Raw genomic sequence first — 17248 nt, forward strand, 5'->3', positions numbered from 1 at the left:
GCTCTTGCCTTATTTTTTTTGCAAAGATAGTTATGTTTAATCCTAAATATTAATTGTTTTTATCGGACAACAGTGATAATTAATAGTTCTTTCTAAATTATGTAAAAAGATAATTATTTTATACTAAGTAGCCAATATGTTAAGTATTATCATCCCTTCATTTAAAGGATCAACGGTATTAAAGAATCAGCTCCCGGGCTTTATAAAGTATTTGGAGAATAAAAAAATCAATTATGAAATAATTATCGTTGATGATGGTTCAAAGGATGGCGGAAAAACACAGCAAATAGCTAAAGACTTTGGTTGCCTGTATTTCGAAAATAAAAAAAATATGGGCAAAGGTGCAGCTGTCAAATTAGGTATGCTAAATGCGAAAGGGGATTTCAGGATATACACCGATGTGGATATACCCTTTGAATACAGCGCTATAGAACGGTTCTTATACTATCTTGACTTTAAAGAATTTGACCTCGCAATAGGTGACAGAACTTTACCTGAATCAACTTATTTCTCTGAAATTCCTGCCATAAGAAGGATTGGCAGTGCAATATTTACCTTTATCATTGGCAGATTTATCACTACCGGAATGTTTGATACCCAATGCGGGCTCAAAGGATTCAGGGGAAACGTGGCAGAAGATCTATTTTCTGTTAGCAGGATCAATGGCTTTGCATTTGATGCTGAATTGTTATATGTATCACTGAAAAGAAATTACGATATTAAAAGATTACCTGTAAAATTTAGAAACCAGGAAGGTTCAAGTGTAAGCTATTTGATACACGGAATAGAGATACTTAAAGACCTTGTATTATTAAAGATTAATCATTTAACCGGGAAATACAAAAAGAAATAAGGACATTATGAACAGAAACATTACCAATATAATTCGATTTTTGATGGATGAATGTTTACCCCCTTTTATTCGTGATAACAAATTCTTTATGTACCCCTTTTATTATTATGCTTATAGAGGCAAAAATATAAAAACCGTTATGAAATTTAAAAGTTTGGTATATGGTTTTACTGAAAAGCGATATAACGATTTTTATAATAACCTGGATACCATTTCCCGAAACCGGAAAACTGACCTAAACTTTCCAAGCATAAGTTACATTGTTGATAACCTTGACAAAACTTCCAGAAACCTTCTTGACGTTGGATGTGGCAGAGGCTATTTCTTATCACTATTACTAAGTTCCAATTTTGAATTGTTCGGTTGTGATATAGTTGATAAAGGAAATTCAGCTAATTACCAGTATGTAAAAGGGAATATTGAAAACCTCCCATTTTCAGATAAAGCGTTTGATATTGTTACCTGCTTTCATACACTCGAACATATTATTGATCTTGAAAAAGCTGTCTCAGAATTAAAACGAATAACAAAGAAACAGCTTATTATTGCCGTACCATGCCAGCGATATTTTTATTACACCCTGGATGAGCATGTAAATTTTTTCCCTTTCAAAGAAAAGCTAACTTCCGTTATCAATATTAAAAACCATAACTGTAAAAAGATCTGGGGAGACTGGGTTTATATAGGTTACCCGGGTTGAATATTTTCAATCAATGACAAATACTAAAATTATTAGTTCGTTCTGGATTTTCATTACAAAGAGAAAAATAATTCCGGTTGGGTTATTCTTTTTAATATTAATGATTACTGGCCTTTGTGTTTTTCAGGATTACGGCATGACCTGGGATGAAAACCAAAATCAAAATTATGGTAAAGAAGTGTACGAATATATTTTAGTGGGTAAATCGTCAGATGAGGTAACAGGCTATTTTGCGCTTACTCATGGGCCGGTTATTCAATTTGGATTTTATTTGCTTGAAAAAATATTCCAACTTGAAGATACCAGAAATATTTTCTTTATGCGCCATCTTTGTACTTTTATTATATTTGGTATCGGGGTGTTTTTCTTTTACCAGCTTTGTAAAACATTATTCAGAGATTGGAGAATCTCGTTACTTGGCTGTATTTTTTTTGTATTAAGTCCAAGAATTTTTGCTCATGCCTTTTTCAACTCAGTAGATATCACTACACTCTCCTTATTTATCATTTCTATATATACTTTAATCAGGTTCTTTCATCAGGCGTCTCTATCTAATGCGATTTTTCATGGGATAAGCTGTGCTATTTTGATTGACACACGCATAGTAGGAATTTTGGTACCTTTTCTTACTGCTCTTCTTTTTTTGATGGAATTATTTATCAGTAATAAAAAGGCGAAGCTAAAAATCCCTTTGGGAATTTATGCTATCACCTTATTTGGATTTATTGTACTGTTTTGGCCGGCTTTATGGGCTAATCCGATTGAAAAATTTTATCTGGCTTATAAGTCAGTCAGTAATATATCATGGGGTGCAACCGTATTATATTTTGGACAAGACGTAAAAGCAAACGTATTACCCTGGCATTATACACCGGTTTGGATGATAATAACCACTCCTATATTGTACAATTTATTTTTTGTATTTGGAATGTTTACAATATTTCACAAACTATTATCAAAGCCAAAATATATCCTTAGTAATAAAGATTATATCTTTGATGTAATAATACTCATTTGGTTGTTTTTGCCCATTGTAGTTACCATTATTCACCATTCTGTATTATTTGACAGTTGGCGGCACCATTTTTTTGTATATCCTGCATTTTTAATTATCAGCTTAAAAGGAGTTATTTATGTGTATGGTTTAATAAAAAAGATCAGTAACGCAATATTAATTAAAATCGCCAGGTTCACATTAACAGGTATGGTTATATCAGGATTGATTACAATTACATGCCTTATGGTATCTTACCATCCATATCAAAATGTATATTTTAATATGTTAATAGATAAAAAAAATGTCAGGCGAAATTTTGAATTGGATTACTGGGGGTCATCTTTTTGTGAAGGAGCTGAATATGTTTTATCGCATGACTCAACCCCACATTTAAACTTTTTTCTTTCCGGAATGCCTATGTATAATCTTGAACGTATTTTAACGCCCTCACAAAGGAAAAGGATCCGTTATGTAAATACTGCAGAAGAGGCGGATTATTTTTTTGGAAATTACCGATGGCATAAAGAAGATTATGAATATACCAATGAGTTTTATTCGGTAAAGGCTAATGGTTTAACCATTTTATCAGTTTACAAATTGAGATAATCATAATAAGGAGCCTTTGAAAGACTCAAATAATATTACAAATGAAAATCACCTTCACTAATAGATCACTGATTTTATTAACTATAATAATTCAGTGCTGCTTGCTTTTATTTGCCTTTAAAAATATATTATTCAAAGATTTATTGTTTATAAATTATAATGATGGTATAAAAACCTATTTTACTTTTTCTTCCTATTTAAAGCAAAATATTAATGAAGGGATATTTATTTTTAAAAATATGAATTATCCTTATGGTGATTATGTGTTTTATACAGCCAATAATCCCATTTTAGCAATTTTTGTTAAATTGTTTTCATACTATGTATATGATATCACTCCTTATAGTTTTGAAATATTCAATTTTTTTTGTATTCTATGTATATTAATCAGCACCTTTTTTGTCTATAAGATTCTTTCTAAGCTATTACAAACAAAAAGTCTTATTCTTATCCTTAGTTTAACGCTACCGTGGCTATGTCCACAGATTATGCGATTTAGTGGGCTTGGGCATTTTAATTTATCGTTTTCCTGTTCGTTTTTAATAATAATTTACTTATTACTAAGATTTTACTATTGCTACAAAGATAATAATATTAAAAGTTGTATCATAAATACTACTTTATTAATCCTTACAGTAATCTTATTTACTTTTATGCATCTTGTTTATATCGGGTTATTATTAGTGGTGATTTTTGGTTTTTTCTTTTTCTGGGCTATTTATGAATTCTTTAAAACAAAAAAATATCCACGCTCAATTAATTATTTGTTTCCAATTATTATATTTTCATTCGCTCCAATATTATTTATCAAAATTATTGACAAATATGGTAATTTAAGAGGGGGAGGCGCTCAAGGTTATAACTGGATTGATTGGAAATTAAACTTTTCTGCACTTTTTACTTCCTATCCTCATAATAACATAAAGTTTCCATTTGAATATATTAATCCCATCCACTACGAATCCGATGCATTTTTAGGAAATTTTGCTTTATTCTCTGCACTAATTTTGGTAATTGTATATGTATTTAAAAAAAGGTGGTTTATTTCTTTAAAAAAAATATTCACTTCAGATAAAGGGTTCTTCCTACTTTTAATTTTAGCTTCGGCATTAGTTTCACTTCTAATCTCTCTTGGAGAAACAATAATTATTTTTAACGACTCTTACAAAATAACCAATTACTTAAATCCATTTTACTATATTCATAAGATAACGGATTTGGTTACCCATTTTCGATGCCTGGCGAGATTTAACTGGATATTCTTCTGGGGATTTAACTTCTTTATTGCTTTTATCATAGATCATTATGTTAAATATTATAAATCGTTTTTTGTAAATAGCATTGTTTTGGGCTTAATTTTCTGTGCTATTATTGCCACAAAGGAAACTATTATGATGTTTAAAATAAATGAGTATAAAAATTATTTAACAGACAAATCATACACCGAAAAATTGATATTTTTAGTAAAATCGGTTGATTTTTCAAAATATCAGGCAATATTACCAATTCCATTCTATCATGTTGGTTCAGAAAATTATGACTATACAATAGATCCGGATGAACCATTCTGTACACAAACAATGCAATTAAGTCTTATGAGCAACTTACCACTGATGTCAAGCAAAATGTCCAGAACGGCAGATTATCAGGTAAAAGAATTATTTAAGTTATTTACCGAAGATGATATACCAGATGATCTCTTTAAATTGCTCACTGATAAACCATTATTAGTTTTATATAATAAGCAAGTACATAATGAAATGATGGAGAACTATACCTCGAACCAATATCCACGTTGTAGAGAAGTGATCTTTAAAAATGCTGATATTATCAAAAAATATAATATGGAACTATTATCTAAATATCAGGATATATATTTATATCATTTTGAAGTAGGAGATATAAAAAAATAAGCAGATAAAGAACTTATCTTCGCAAATTAATCCCGAGTACTCGGGATGAAATCTCGATATATTGAAGTGAAATTAAGAAGTTAGTTGCTGGTTACTGGGTACTGGTTGCTGGGTAAAGGTAGTGATTACTGTCAGAAAGAATTACCAACCTGCCTGCCGAAAGCAAATAATCCAGAACCCAGTAACCAGAGCCCAGTAGCTGTTCATTAAGGGCACACCTGCCCGCCACCCACAAAGCTAATGCCAGGCAGGCGGGAATAATAGATTAGAATATTCTTTTATAGAGATAAAAAACTTCATTATCCCACAATAAATGCACTTTATTTTTATCTATATAGCTTGTTAAAGCTGAGTTAGGGATTTCATTATGAACCAATAAATAGCTTACATTATAGTAAGAAAATTCTTTTTCTAAATTTTCTATCCCATTGTGATAATTTACTATACTTTTTCTATCTGTATACAGTGCTAAAACCCGGGGTTTGATAAAAGCAATGACTGATTTTTTAGTGGTATTGTCTTTTATATATTCAAATGCCTCAATTGATTTGATTTCCTGAGGCCCCTCTACAATTCTATCTTGAGTCTTAATTATATTTAGAACTCTGTGATAATATAGTGCTAATATTATTCCTGTTAACATTAATGTTATTACCTTTTTGTTTAATTTATTATTTATTTTAATTCTTGTTAATCCTATTACCATATATTGAAATAGAAATGGAAATATTGGCAGTAAAAAACGAAACATTTGTGTTATAGGCCAAAGTAATAAAATACCAATGTAGCCTATTACCAGAAAGTCAATAAAGCATATATTTTTACTGAATTTATGAATTACTCCTACAACCATGCAAGAAATTGCTAATGAACTCAATATAATGCCTAAGAAATTGTATCTATTGTAAGTTCCTGTTGGGTGAAAGAAGTTTTGTAAAAGAACACTATAATGACTTAAGTTTAAAAAAAAACGGTTGAATATATCTTTTAAGATTATTTGATCAAAATAGGTACCTTCAGTTGGTAAAGGAAAAAGCAAATTCAATAGTATATAAAAACCGAAAGTAATTACCAATGTGAGGGTTATATTTTTAATTAATCTTTTTAAATCATTTTTACTTTTGTTTGTCTTTTTGATCTTTATGAGATCTTTGACAAATGTGCACAACATAGCAAAAATAAAAACTATACCGATAGTTCTTATTGATATTAGAGCTCCTATTAATATTCCTAAAATAAAAATATTCAACAACTTATTCTGATCCGATCTTAAAAAGATACATAAAGCTAATAGCAGAAAGAAAGTAAAAGGAATATCTGAAAGTATATTACTCTTAAAATCTAATGTCCATGGGTTATAAACAATTGTCAAAACTAAAATAGTGGATATAAGGGGAGGGAAGTACATTCTGTAATATTTCAACAAAGCCAAAGCCAAAATGAAAAGAAAGAAAGAGATCAGTATTGAAAATGCCTGTATATTATTTCCAAAAAAATAATATACAGGCGATAATAATAAGGGAAAACCTATAGGGTATGCAGAAGGTGCCTGGACGGGGTGATTCTTATTAAAAATATACCCTGTCTGAGATTGAGGTATACCTTCTACAATATTTTTTGCCTGGTGAATATATTGAGCAAAATCACCGCCCCAGGTATGGCTATCTTTAATATTTATTAAAAAGAGTGGTAAACATAACAGGCCTATTAATAAATAATTTAGCCAGGGATTTGAAAAGCTTAATTTATTAAACTTCATAGATTGACTAATCTAATTTCTTTTTAAAGGCAATCATATTATAATAATCTGCTTCTTTAAGACTGAATTGCTTTACACTTTTTTCAGATATACGTTTTAATTTCATAAGTATCCTGATTAGATTTAAATTTAAAATAAAGCTGTTTATATAAAAAAGGCGCGTATTCATAAAGGAATTTAGCTAAAATGAATATCGGTTTATTTTCCACTCTTTTGGATAAAATTTTACGAGTTTTAAATAAATCCTTCGGATTTAGTTTATTAATTTAAACAACTTAATTATTTCTCTGCATATATTATTATTGAACCTGCAATTTCTTTAACTATGGGAATACGCTCAACTATAAAACCAAGGGTCTTAACCAAACCAATCATAAATAAAGGTGTATAAGGATGTAAAAAGTCATAAGGAAAAACTTTAACGTTTTTAAAACCAATTTCTTTTAATATTTTTTTTATTGACCAACGAACAATGGCAGTTTCGTCAGGCGAGTCACCTAACCATTTTTTAATAAAAGGAATGTTTTTTTGAATAAATATCTGAGGATTAAGCATGTTGGGTTCAGCAAAAACTATTTTACCACCTGGTTTTAAAACACGATATGCTTCTTTAAGCGATTTTTTTATATCTAAATGATGTAAGATAGAACTACCATAAATACCATTGAAAGAATTATTATCAAAGCTCAATTTCATTGCGTCCTCTAATCGAAAGGAGACTGCAGGTAATTTTTTTACAGCAATGTCTAAAAGAGATTGAGAAATGTCTGTTGCAACAATATTTGCTTTAGTTATATTATATACTTTTTTGGTAAAAAGAGCCGTTCCACAACCAATTTCCAACACCTTCTGATTTGGATTAAATTTACCCAGATTTATAAAATAACCAGCACGTCTATCCGCTCTTAGTTGACCTGCTGCAGTAGACCAGCCCCATACCTCTTCAGCATATTCACTAATTTTGTTACCATGGTCTATTTCATGTTGTATCCTCTTATTATTTCCCATCATTAATTTCATTCTTATAGAATTTATAATAGTTTGCAAATATAGCATATATTTGTCGTTTAAATTTTTAGAGGAGTAAACAAAAAATGAGCAAACTTTCAAAAAAGGAATACTTTAACAATATAGCAGATAAACGCTTACAAAGAAGAAAAAGACACAAATACTACTGGAATGATATTACCAGGTATTGTAATTATTTTATCCATGATGAAATATCTGTGATTGAAATAGGCTGCGGGAACGGAGAAATGTTGAGCCGGCTAAAGGGTAAGAATAAAACAGGCATTGATTTCAGCGAAAAGATGATTAGCAACGCTAAAAAGAATTTTCCGGAATTGAACTTACATGTGATGGCAGCTGAAAATATTACGCTCAATGAACAATTTGATGTGATTATTATTTCCAACCTTATAGGTTTTGTTGATGATATTCAGTTGGTTTTTGATCAGATCACAAAACTATGCCACAGAAATACGCGGGTAATCGTAACCTACTACAATTATCTTTGGGAACCTTTTCTAAAATTTTCTGAACGGATAGGCTTAAAACTCAAAACACCTGACCAAAACTGGCTAAGTAATGCTGATATTAAAAATCTGCTGTATTTGTCAGGCTTTGATGTATACCGGATAATCAACAGGCAAATTCTTCCATTTTCTATTCCTTTGATTTCATATCTATTTAATAAAATCATTGCCAGGCTCCCTGTTTTCAATCATTTCTGCATTAATCAATATTTGTTTGCTAAAAAAGATAATGAATGTAGAGACTCAAAAAATTCAAAATTTTCTGTAAGCGTGGTAATACCTGCTAGAAATGAAACCGGAAATATTGAAAATGCAATTTTGAGATTACCCAAAATGGGAAGTTATACCGAAATTGTTTTTGTGGAAGGAAATTCTACAGATGACACGTGGGAAAAAATTAAAGAAATTAAAGCTAAATACGAAAAAACACACGATATTAAAATAATGCAGCAAGATGGTAAAGGAAAAGGCGATGCAGTAAGAAAGGGTTTTTCATCAGCTACTGGTGATATTTTAATGATCCTTGACGCTGATCTGACTGTGCCACCTGAAGATCTATCCAAGTTTTATGATGCAATTGCATCAGGTAAAGGAGATTTTATTAATGGTTCAAGATTGGTATATCAAATGGAAGACAACGCTATGAGATTCCTCAATGTTCTGGGGAATAAGTTTTTTAGTATGGCTTTTACATGGCTGCTTGACAGACCATTTAAAGACACGTTATGTGGTACAAAAGTAATTTTCAGGTCCGATTATGAAAAGTTGATCAGCAACAGAAAATTCTTCGGAGAGTTTGATCCTTTTGGTGATTTTGACCTGATCTTCGGAGCTTACAAACTCAACCTGAAGATAGTGGAAGTACCTATAAAATATAAGGAAAGAACTTATGGAAGCACCAATATTTCAAGGTTCAGGCATGGCTTTATATTACTTAAAATGTGTTTGTTTGCTGCCAGGAAAATTAAATTTTATTAAAGAGCGCCTCTACACCTTATTCCTACTTCAAACCACCCCATACTTTAAAATACAATAAACCGCCCACAGCCCATCCCTCCAGTTTATCTTCTTCCCTTCCTTATAAGTCCGCCCATAATAAGAGATCCCTACTTCATATATCCTTATACCCGGTACTTTTGAAATTTTGGCTGTTACTTCCGGCTCAAAACCAAACCGCTTTTCCTTTAAATTCAGACCCTGAATTATATCTCTCCTAAAAAGTTTATAACAGGTTTCCATATCTGTCAAATTCAGGTTAGTAAACATATTTGACAGAAGTGTTAAAAATTTATTCCCTATCGAATGCCAGAAAAAAAGTATCCTGTGCGGCTTGCCGCCCATAAACCTTGAGCCATATACAACATCAGCCATACCTTTCAATACCGGCTCTAAAAGCAAATTATATTCATTCGGATCATATTCCAGGTCAGCATCCTGGACGATCACAAAATCTCCTGTTGCTAGAGCAATACCGGTATGCAGCGCAGCGCCTTTGCCCTGGTTTTTATCGTGTTTTAATAATTTGATTGTAGTGTCAGGTGGAGAATGTAGAGACGTTGCATGCAACGTCTCTACATTCTCCACCTGACACACCGTAACATATTCTTCTATTTTACCAACAGTAGCGTCATTTGAAGCATCATCCACAATAATGATCTCTTTTGAAATTTCGTCCTTTAACTCAACCTCAATGATCTTATCCAATAATTCTGTGATCGTCTTTTCTTCATTAAAAACGGGAACAATGATTGATAATTTTTTTATTTCCATTAACTAAATGATTGAGATTTGGATTTTGATACAAAGATAGAGAATCAAAGACGGGATACAATCAAAATGAAACCATTTTGGCTCTTTTCTAAATATTGCATGATCCCGAGTACTCGGGATCGGTTTTCGGTTCAGTATATTCAATAAGTTGGCAAAATGCAGTTGGCAGTTGGCAAAAAAGAAAATAACAATCAAACCATTAAAACAATATGGCAACTGGATTTAGAAACTTAACTTAACCAGTCGGCAATCGGCAGTCAACAGTCGGCAAAAAAATCAGTCGGCAATTTACAGTCCACAGTCGGCAAAAAAACAATTGCCGATTGTGGACTGCCGACTGCCGATTGCCAACTGCCGACTGCCAACTACCAACTGCCAACTGCCGACTGCCGACTGCCGACTGCCAACTGCCAACTGCCGACTGCCGACTGCCAACTGCCGACTGCCAACTGCCGACTGCCAACTGCCAACTGCCGACTGCTTCTAAGCTGTCTTTCCTTTAATAATCCTCCTTATCCATTTCAATCTAATCTCATTTTTTTCTTTTTCACTCAACCTCCACTTCAATTCAGATCCATGAAGATTAATCGTTAAATGATGTAAACATATCGCAACACACACAGAAATATTCAAGCTCTCGGTAAAACCATACATTGGTATTTTCAAAAATTCATCCGCATTTTTTAGCGCTTCACCGCTTAATCCATCCATTTCAGTACCAAAAAACAAGGCTATCTTCCCCTTATCAAGCGGAAAATCATCCAAATCATACACTTTTTTTTTCTTACTTCGTACTTTGCCTGCCCCGTCATTTTTTGCGGGGTACTTCGTACTTCGTACTTCACAATATGGTGCAGTAGCAATGATCCTATAACCCTGATCTCTTAATTTTTCAATACATTCTTTTGTACCACTGCTACTGCCACTTCTTATAACGTCCACCCATTTAGAAGCGCCCAAAGCAACATTAGTATTAACTTTAAATTCATTTTGATTTTCTATAACATGCACATCCTGTATCCCAAAACAATCACAACTCCTGATCACAGCGCTGGCATTGTGAGGTTGAAAAATACCCTCTAAAACAACCGTTATATACCGGGTACGATTACCGAGCGCCTGCCCGATCCTTTCTTTTTTATTTTCAGTAATAAAACCCGACAGGTGTTCTGCTGACTCTTTTACAGGGTTGTTTTTTTTTGATTTTTCTTGCATAATTTGTTTTTATTAAAAAACAATATTACCTTGCAAATTGTAATATTAGGGATTTTTGAAAAAAAAACAAATTTTTCAAAGTTCCCTATTATAAATAATAACGTTATGACCAGTAACAAAAACTATATTGAAGAAGCAAAAAAGTATTTCCAGATAGCAGTTGATGAAATCCTAAAATCCAAAAAAAACGGTGACATTAAATATGCCGTTAACGGCTGTGAAAAGGGATGGCTTGCCTTTAACATTGCTCTTGATGCATATTTCTTAAAAAATGGGATAGATGTAAAAGAATTACCAAAAAATCACAGAAGAAAAAAAATGCTCTTAAAAAAATTCGCAGATGATGATTTACGCAATTTGTATTATAGAGCCATGGCTGTTTTACATATTTTCGGATTTTACGAAAGAAACCCTGAATTTGACGAAGTGGATGAAACTCTTGACGACATAAAAAATCTCATTGATAAACTTTAAACAAACTAAAAATTTGTTTTTATTAAAAAATGATAGCAACATCACAAAAACAATATACAGTTAAAGATTACAAACAGTTTGAGGAGGGCGACCCACGCCAACTCATAAATGGCAAATTAATTGCCTTGGGTGAACCAGCGCCAACTTACGGGCATCAGGGCATAGTGGCTGATATTTTAACCCAAATAAGGTTCTTTCTAAAAAATAACCCGATAGGAGAAGTTCGTTGTGCTCCAATGGATGTATATTTTGATGAGAAAAATGTATTACAACCTGATATAGTTTTTGTTTCTGATAAAAGAAACAATATCATACATGACGATGGCTTGCATGGAGCTCCAGATATGATTATTGAAATACTATCGCCTTCTACAAGTTACTATGACACCAATATTAAAAAAAGTATTTATGAAAAATATGACGTGAAAGAATACTGGATCATTAACCCTGACAATGACGAAGTAATAGGATATGAGAATATTGACCGAAAGCTTCAGGAATTTTACAGAGGATATGAAAAATTTTCGTCAAAAGTGTTAAAACTTGATATTTCCCTTAAATATTAGTTAGAATGAGAAAGTATTTTAATAGGCAACCAAAACAGCCGCTTTTTCGTCTTATTACCCAAGATTTGCATATTGTTGAAAAAACCCTTAATTTAGGGGTTTAATTATCATTAATTAGCAGAATATTACAGAGATTATAACACTAAATTGCCTTGTTATGAAAAAAATACTGCTATTCATCTTTTTAGGATTCGCTTTTACTCTACCCCGCGAATTAAAATCGCAGGATAATAGACAATTGCACGATCCCTCAGTTGGCGGATTAGAGTCGCATCATGCCGAACCATCATCTGCGCTTGCTGCTCCAAAGAAGTTCGGCAATAATCTTTACTCAATTTCTGAAGACAGAAAATATGACAAGGTCTTGGCTAAAACGTTTGTTCCTGAAGAATATTGGGATCATCCCGACTTTGGCACATTACCTTACAATGCCGAATGTGAGAATTGCATTGAAGAGATCCATAAACGAACAGAGGTTGACAGGTTTTATATTGATGCAAATGACCCATCTGTTTTTTACATAGAAAAATCAGCCACACCAGCAAATTACAAAGTAAATGGAAAATGGATTGCCATCAATGCGAATCTGAAACAAGTGAATAAGGATCTGTATGCAGCTTATCATCAGCCTTTTCCAACAGAATTAAATATCAATGAAGGCTGGACAAGCTTAAAAGCAGGAGATCATAAGCTTCGCTTTAACCAGTTGGTGTTAATAGAATATGATAGGAGTTCAAATATTACAAACTACCAGGCCAATTGGTCTGATTACACGATTGGCGATAATGGTGTTCACGTTTATAATATTTTCCCCGACATTGACATGACCATAAAGTTTCGCAAAGGTGGTGTTAAAAGTAATTTTATTATAAAAAAACGAAAAACAAATGTTGAAAAGTTGATATTCAGGGATAATTTGGATGTTCCAACCAATTTGACATTAAGTTTTAAAAAAGGTATTGAAGAAGAAGAAAAGGGCTGGAAGGGCGAAATAGCAATTAATGATGAATATAATAATCAATTATTCAGGTATGCCCGTATTAACATCCGGGATGATTCAAAAATTAAAACACATCAATGGGTTGGTCACTACCAGTTGGAATCCCATAGGATAGATGTTTTGGTTTATTCCGATCTATTAGATAATGATACTTTAGTGTATCCTTTAATTGTTGATCCTTTTGTTACCTATGGTCCTTTTGCAGGTGCCGGTCTCATGGGTTCAAGATTAACTCCCCTTGTTTGTACTCAAAGTTTAACGGTAACCTATCCGGGTGGTTCAGAACCACAGGATTTCAGTGCTGCGTGGGAAGTGGATGCCTCTACTGTGCTCAACTGTTGCGAGAATGGTTTTGCTTGTTGGAGGTGTGAAGCCGAAGTAGATATAACATCGGATTGTGGCGGCAAAACACCGGCAGGTGTTCAAGTATGGAAATGCGAACTTGATCCCCCTTGTGATGATCCTGCCTGCACAACCCCAGGACTTTGGACTCCTGCTACAACTTTTGGATCTAGTGGCTCCGCAAGCATGATCTCTTGTAAAACGCCTTCATGTACCGACCAGAGTATTACATTCTTTTTTAATCTTAAAAGAACTTATTGCAGCGATGCTTTTGGATGTGATTGTAACTGGGCTACAAATGGTTGTAATGCTTTAAATTCATGGTCGGTAACTTTAAGAGGCCGTACAGTTGAACAAAATTCACCCCCCACCTCATCAGCCGGTACAACTATATGCCAGGGTACTTCAACAACGCTCACTGCCAATGGCTCGTTTGGTGTTCCTCCTTATTCTTACTCATGGAGCCCCGGAGGAAGCTGCCCTACCTGCCAAAGCACTGTTGTAAGCCCTGCAGTAACTACAACATACACTGCCACAATCACATCCTGCGGAATTACTGCCACAAATAATATTACAATTACAGTATTGCCTAATTCCACAGCTCCGGCAGGAATAACTGCAACGCTCAATCCAATTTGCCCGGGCAATTCAACAACCTTAACCTTATTTGGTGGTTCTCTGGGAGCAGGCGCCACATGGAACTGGTACTCAGGCGGCTGCGGTGTTGGACCTATCGGTACAGGAACCTCAATATCCGTTTCTCCCGGTTCAACAACTACCTATTGGGTGAGGGCATCGGGAACTTGTAATACCACATCTTGCGCCTCTGTTACCATAACGGTAAATTCATTATCTACAGCGCCAACAAGTGTATCGGCAACTGTGAATCCGACCTGCGGTGGCGCTACAACACTATCAGTCGTTGGTGGCTCTTTGGGAACAGGCGCCACATGGAACTGGTATGCCGGTGCCTGCAGTGGAGGAGTTATTGGTACGGGAACTTCAATAGTTGTATCTCCCGGTTCAACAACTACCTATTGGGTGAGGGCGTCTGGACCTTGTAATATTACAACTTGCGCTTCAGTTACTATAACTGTAAGTTCACCATCTATAGCGCCAACAAGTGTATCGGCAACTGTGAATCCGACCTGCGGTGGCGCTACAACACTATCAATCGTTGGCGGCTCTTTGGGAACAGGCGCCACATGGAACTGGTATGCCGGCGCCTGCGGTGGAGCGGTTATTGGTACGGGAACTTTGTTAGTTGTATCTCCCGGTTCAACAACTACCTATTTTGTGAGAGCAGTAGGTACTTGTAATACTACGTCTTGCGCTTCAGTTACTATAACTGTAAATTCATCATCTACAGCGCCTGCAAGCATATCAGCAACTTCCAATCCCGTTTGCGCAGGCAGTTCAACGACACTAAGCGTTGTTGGCGGCTCTTTGGGAACAGGCGCCTCATGGAACTGGTACTCAAGCGGCTGCGGTGCCGGGCCTATAGGCACGGGAAGCTCAATATCCGTATCTCCCGGTTCAACAACTACCTATTGGGTGAGGGCATCGGGAACTTGTAATACCACATCTTGCGCTTCAGTTACTATTACGATAATTACTTCATCCACAGCGCCATCCAGCGCTGCAGCAAGTCCAAATCCTACTTGTGGTGGAGCAACAACCTTAACCCTGGCTGGTGGTTCTCTGGGAGCAGGCGCCACATGGAACTGGTATTCAGGCGGCTGCGGTGTTGGATTTATCGGTACAGGAAGCTCAATATCCGTATCTCCTGCATCAACAACCACTTATTACGTTAGAGCAGAAGGAACATGTAATACTACCGGATGCGCCAGCGTAACAGTAACAGTCAATTCATCATCCACAAATCCTACGGGAGCATCAGCAACTCCAAACCCGGTTTGTGCCGGTAGTTCTGTAACCTTAGATGTATCAGGCGGTTCGCTGGGAACAGGCGCTGCATGGAATTGGTATTCAGGTAGCTGTAGTGGCGGATTTGTAGCAACAGGAGATCCTATTATAGTTTCCCCCGCTTCTACAACCACATATTTTGTAAAAGCAGTAGGAACTTGTAACACTACAGCTTGTGTAGGTGTAACGGTAACCGTAAATCCAATACCAGCCACCCCAACACCGGCAAACAACAGCCCTTTATGTGAAGGGGCAACGCTTAATCTATCCACACCCTTTGTTTCGGGTGGAACCTACAACTGGACAGGCCCAAATGCTTTTTCTTCATCAGTTCAAAACCCCATTATACCCGGAGTTACTACGGCAAATGCCGGGGTTTACTCCGTTACAGTAACCGTGAGCTTTTGTACAAGCGCTGTTGGAAACACATCAGTAACGATTAACCCAACCCCCGCAACACCAACTCCAGCTAACAACGGCCCTTTATGTGAAGGGGCAACGCTTAATCTATCCACACCCTTTGTCCCGGGTGGAACCTACAGTTGGACAGGCCCGAATGCTTTTTCTTCATCAGCTCAAAACCCAACCATAGCCGGAGTCACTTCGGTAAATGCAGGCGTTTACCCGGTTACAGTAACCGTTAGCGGCTGTATAAGTGCAGCGAATATTACAACAGTAACAATTAATACCCTTCCTGCTATTGTTTCAGAGTTATCAACAGATGTTACTTCCTGTATTGTTGATGACGGCACGATCACCATCACTGCAAGTGGTGCAGCGCCCCCCTTCCAGTATTCAATTGATAATGGCGTTACCTTTGCCGGCAGTGGAACTTTCACCGGGCTAAGTGCAGGTAATTATCCTATTCTAATATCAGACGCTAATGGCTGCACAGTAACCGGCAGCACGATAATTATTTCTGCTGCCGGTGCGCCACCATCGCCTGCTGCAGGAACAGATTCAACCTATTGCGAGGGTGATCTTATTGCTGACCTCACTGCAACAGGTTCCAATATTGTATGGTTCTCCGATCCCGGGCTTACCGATTCGATTGGGAACGGTTCGCCCTTCTCTATTTCTCCTCTTGTCGGAACTACTACTTATTATGTAACTCAAACAGTCAGCGGATGCCAGAGCATATCCAACGCTGTTAATATCATCGTTAATGCCACTCCTGCAACGCCTGCGGCAGGAACCGATACCACTTATTGCAATGGTGATTCTATCGCTGACCTTACGGCAGCGGGCAGCAATATTGAATGGTTCTTTGATGCAGGGCTTACCATTCCAATTGGCGCTAACTCGCCTTTCGCTATCTTTCCCGGTGTTGGCGCTACTGTTTACTACGTAACACAAACTGCCGGCAGTTGTCAGGGCCTTGCCGACTCTGTGGTGATCATTGTCTATGCAATTCCTGCAGCGCCAACAACAGGGAACGATACAACCTATTGCGATGGTGATTCCATTGCCAATATCACTGCTGCAGGCGCTAATATTGAATGGTTCTCTGATCCCGGGCTTACGCTGACGATTGGCAGCGGCTCACCATTTACGCCTTCTCCTGTTGTTGGAATAAACACTTTTTACGCAAC

General features: G+C 35.6%; 12 protein-coding genes. 8 read left to right on the forward strand and 4 right to left on the reverse strand.

Translation table 11 applies throughout. The features are described from left to right. Positions 1–136: 136 nt before the first annotated feature. The 4 genes from FVQ77_15175 to FVQ77_15190 all read left to right on the forward strand — a co-directional run bounded on the left by FVQ77_15175 (position 137) and on the right by FVQ77_15190 (position 5069). Entirely contained in the window at positions 137–853 is a 717-nt protein-coding gene (locus tag FVQ77_15175; GenBank protein ID MBW8051645.1) for a glycosyltransferase, read from the forward strand. A 7-nt stretch (positions 854–860) separates the two neighbouring features. Next, complete coding sequence (locus FVQ77_15180; protein MBW8051646.1) at positions 861–1553, forward strand: methyltransferase domain-containing protein; 693 nt, start codon at positions 861–863, stop codon at positions 1551–1553. Positions 1554–1566: 13 nt separating this feature from the next. Further along, on the forward strand, positions 1567–3156 hold the full coding sequence (locus tag FVQ77_15185) for a hypothetical protein (GenBank protein MBW8051647.1): 1590 nt from the start codon (positions 1567–1569) through the stop codon (positions 3154–3156). Between the two features lie 653 nt (positions 3157–3809). Beyond that, complete coding sequence (locus FVQ77_15190) at positions 3810–5069, forward strand: hypothetical protein (GenBank protein ID MBW8051648.1); 1260 nt, start codon at positions 3810–3812, stop codon at positions 5067–5069. A 265-nt stretch (positions 5070–5334) separates the two neighbouring features. On the opposite strand, the gene FVQ77_15195 is transcribed toward FVQ77_15190, so the two are convergent. Continuing rightward, positions 5335–6828 (reverse strand): hypothetical protein, encoded by a 1494-nt coding sequence (locus tag FVQ77_15195; GenBank protein MBW8051649.1) that lies wholly within the window; start codon positions 6826–6828, stop codon positions 5335–5337. A gap of 279 nt (positions 6829–7107) precedes the next feature. Next, positions 7108–7884 carry a methyltransferase domain-containing protein gene (locus tag FVQ77_15200; GenBank protein MBW8051650.1) on the reverse strand — a complete coding sequence of 259 codons (777 nt, stop codon included), beginning with the start codon at positions 7882–7884 and terminating at the stop codon, positions 7108–7110. A gap of 38 nt (positions 7885–7922) precedes the next feature. Here FVQ77_15200 and FVQ77_15205 point away from each other — a divergent pair, with 38 nt between their 5' ends. After that, positions 7923–9341, forward strand: a complete 1419-nt coding sequence (locus FVQ77_15205; GenBank protein ID MBW8051651.1) for a glycosyltransferase — start codon at positions 7923–7925, stop codon at positions 9339–9341. A gap of 27 nt (positions 9342–9368) precedes the next feature. On the opposite strand, the gene FVQ77_15210 is transcribed toward FVQ77_15205, so the two are convergent. Together FVQ77_15210 and FVQ77_15215 are read right to left on the reverse strand one after the other, a co-directional pair. Then, positions 9369–10133, reverse strand: a complete 765-nt coding sequence (locus FVQ77_15210) for a glycosyltransferase family 2 protein (GenBank protein MBW8051652.1) — start codon at positions 10131–10133, stop codon at positions 9369–9371. Positions 10134–10616: 483 nt separating this feature from the next. Continuing rightward, on the reverse strand, positions 10617–11348 hold the full coding sequence (locus tag FVQ77_15215; GenBank protein MBW8051653.1) for an RNA methyltransferase: 732 nt from the start codon (positions 11346–11348) through the stop codon (positions 10617–10619). 30 nt (positions 11349–11378) lie between these two features. On the opposite strand from FVQ77_15215, the gene FVQ77_15220 reads away from it, so the two are divergent. The 3 genes from FVQ77_15220 to FVQ77_15230 form a co-directional block, all read left to right on the forward strand. After that, positions 11379–11822 (forward strand): hypothetical protein, encoded by a 444-nt coding sequence (locus tag FVQ77_15220; GenBank protein ID MBW8051654.1) that lies wholly within the window; start codon positions 11379–11381, stop codon positions 11820–11822. A gap of 29 nt (positions 11823–11851) precedes the next feature. Continuing rightward, on the forward strand, positions 11852–12388 hold the full coding sequence (locus FVQ77_15225; protein MBW8051655.1) for a Uma2 family endonuclease: 537 nt from the start codon (positions 11852–11854) through the stop codon (positions 12386–12388). 157 nt (positions 12389–12545) lie between these two features. Further along, positions 12546–17248, forward strand: a 4703-nt coding sequence (locus FVQ77_15230; GenBank protein MBW8051656.1) for a hypothetical protein, incomplete at its 3' end; no start/stop codon positions are given.

This window comes from Cytophagales bacterium (assembly GCA_019456305.1).
Lineage (GTDB): Bacteria > Bacteroidota > Bacteroidia > Cytophagales > VRUD01 > VRUD01.